This is a genomic window from Methanospirillum sp. (assembly GCF_035560735.1).
GTDB lineage: Archaea > Halobacteriota > Methanomicrobia > Methanomicrobiales > Methanospirillaceae > Methanospirillum.
Genome location: NZ_DATMYY010000012.1, coordinates 1 through 2,863 on the forward strand (window position 1 = coordinate 1; position 2,863 = coordinate 2,863).

1 protein-coding gene is annotated in these 2,863 nt (G+C 45.2%); it reads right to left on the reverse strand.

Annotated elements, in window-relative coordinates; translation table 11 throughout:
* Nucleotides 1-32: 32 nt before the first annotated feature.
* Entirely contained in the window at nucleotides 33-2,798 is a 2,766-nt protein-coding gene (locus VN429_RS00295; RefSeq protein ID WP_325628539.1) for a methyl-accepting chemotaxis protein, read from the reverse strand.
* Nucleotides 2,799-2,863 lie beyond the last annotated feature (65 nt).

Here is a 2,863-nt window from a genome sequence, read left to right on the forward strand (position 1 = left end):
GTATGGTAGGTTTAGAGGAATATGTCCTCATTTTAACTTCTGATTGTAAACCTGCTCATATTCTGGGTTATCGTTACTGAAACACGGTTTATTTCTTCAATAACATGCTCAATCTGGGACACAATCGCAAGGGCCTCTTCACTCGTTGCTGACGAGTTTATCGCCTGCTTTGCAGTCTCGTTGACGAGTGTACTCATATCACTTACACTGGCAGTAATCTCCTCAAAGGATGCAGCCTGTTCCTCTGAAGCACTTGCCACGGTCTCCATATTCACCTTGATCGTCTCCACTGACCCTGAAAGATTATGAAATGCCTGCAATGTCTCTTTCAGAGCTTTGTCTCCTGTATCAACAGCAGATTGAGACTCAACCATAGCCTTTGCTGCTTCTTCACCCCTTCTCTGCAAATTTGCTATCATCTCGTTGATGTTCTCTGCAGATCTTCGTGAGTCCTGGGCAAGCGACTTCACTTCTGAAGCAACCACAGCAAACCCTCTTCCCGCATCCCCTGCACGAGCAGCCTCTATAGCGGCATTAAGAGCGAGCAGATTTGTCTGGCTAGCGATATCGGTGATCAGGTTTACGATCTTCCCGATCTCGTGCATCTCTTTCTGGATCTCGGCAATGAGGGAGTTTGCAGTGTGACTGGTCCGGGTAATATCTCCCATCCCTTTTTCTGCATTACTGGCATTGAGAATGCCTGTCCGGGCCATCTCATCGGCTGATTTAGTCAGTTGTGCCACTCTTTCGGTGTTCACCGAGACCTCACTGATATTCCTGGTGAGATCCTCCATGGCCTGAAGCACCTGGTCTATTCCGTGCTGGCTTCTCTCTGCATTCTCCTGTGTTTTTTCAGCAGTCTCTGCAATCAGGGACGCACCGCTGCTGACATCAGCAACCCCTGATGATGCAGTCTTTGCATTTTCAGTCAGGTCTTTCATCTGGAGCAGAACTACTTTCAGCAGATCTGAAATATCCGATCCGATTCTGTCAAGTGCATCCCGCAGTGGTATGAGATCTCCTTTGATCCGGCATGAACTGTCGATCGTCGTGCTGAAGTCACCTTTGGCATAACTCCCTGCAATACGGTTTATCTCTGATATGACGTCCTGCATCTGGATTCCGATACCATTCAGTGAGTCCCTGAATGGAATAAATTCTCCAGCGAGCCCGAGTTTTGAATTCACACGAGCAGAAAAGTCACACTCTGCATAACGCTTGCAGATGCGGGAAGTCTCCCTTATTGGCCAGGTAAAGTGATCAAGGGTGGTGTTAATCCCTGCCATGATCTCCCTAAAATCACCCTGGTGTTTATCCAGGTCGCTCCTCGTATCAAGCCTGCCATTCACCGATGCAGCAGCCATAAGATCTGCATCTGATATTAACCGTTTAATCGATTCGATACAGGTGTTCAGGTTGTCCTTGATCTCGTTAAAATCCCCTTCGTATGTATCTGTGATAAGCGGGGGCATATCACCTTTCGAGATACGGTGTACATATTCTGCAGCAACTTTCAGGGGATTTATCACTGAATCAAGAGTATTATTGATTCCTTCTACGATTGCCCTAAAGTCACCCTTGTGCTGCGAGGCATCAGCACGGACTGAGAATTTTCCTTTCACAGCAGCCTCACTAAGCACAACAGTATCCCAGACCATCGCATTCACAGCCTCAATGCACGTGTTCAGATTATTTTTGATCTCGTTGAAATCTCCCTCATATGTTTCTTCTATTGTTGTGGGGATGTCACCGACTGCAATCCGGGCAAGATAATCTGCAGTGATCTTAAACGGCCCGATGATAGAATCCAGGGTATTATTGATTCCCTCGACAATAAGCCCAAAGTCTCCCTGGTGCTCTGTTGGATCCACGCGAACTGATAAATTCCCTTTCACTGCAGGTTCGCTAAGTAGAACCGTATCCCAGACTAGGGAATTAATAGCCTCAATACACTGATTGAGACTCGTCTTTGTAGTATTGAGATCCCCGGGATATTCATCAGATATTGGTGGTGGGATATCACCTTTTGATATTCTGCCCACAAGTTCAGTTGTTTTCTGCAGGGGAGTTACAACCGAATCAAGGGTTGAATTGATCATTTCTACAACATGAAGGAATTCTCCCTGATGCCTTGTTGTATCTGCCCTGATACTGAGGTGACCTTCAGCTACTGATGTAGAGAGTTGTGTCGTATCATCAATCTGAGTTTTTACAGATTTTCTGACTTTTTCCACCGACTCTACAACTCTGGTCAGATGAATCATGGCCTCCTGTGTATCATTGTCTGCTTGAGGTAAGGCAAGAGAAAAATCGGTATCTCCGGCAGCTAGGGCATCAAGTCCCTCTGATACAGTCTGTAACGAGTGTTCAAGGAAAATGTTTTTCTTTTCAAGTCCAGTCAGATCTTCTACCCATTCTTCTATTTCCGATTCGGTTGCGAGCAAACATTGCTTACCTCTAAACTGGATCTTATGAAGTGTAACTTCACACAAAATCCGGCTTGATTGCAGTGATATAAACGACCAGTCAAATGTGACTTTCTCACCAGAAAGAGCCCGGTTTATAAACTGACGAAATTGTTCCTGAGAAGAACTGTTGTCAGGTTGTCTTTCCGGAGAGATGATGGATACAGGTTTTTCCAGGATCATCTCCTGGTTTTTTCCACCAAAGAGGTCAAGTGTTGCCTTATTACAATAACTGAAAATCCCATTATCAATCACCTGGATGGCATAAGGGATCTCATCAAGCAGGGTCAGAATATCTGAAGTTTCTTCATTATAGTACGGGTTTTCACTCATGATTTCCTCTGATACGGTTCAATGCAGATATTTGATATCATATGAATTCAGGTTCAGGTAACGTG

Coding starts and splice junctions, on each gene's coding strand:
- VN429_RS00295 (WP_325628539.1), bottom strand. CDS start 2,798: ATGAGTGAAAACCCGTACTATAATGAAGAAACTTCAGATATTCTGACC.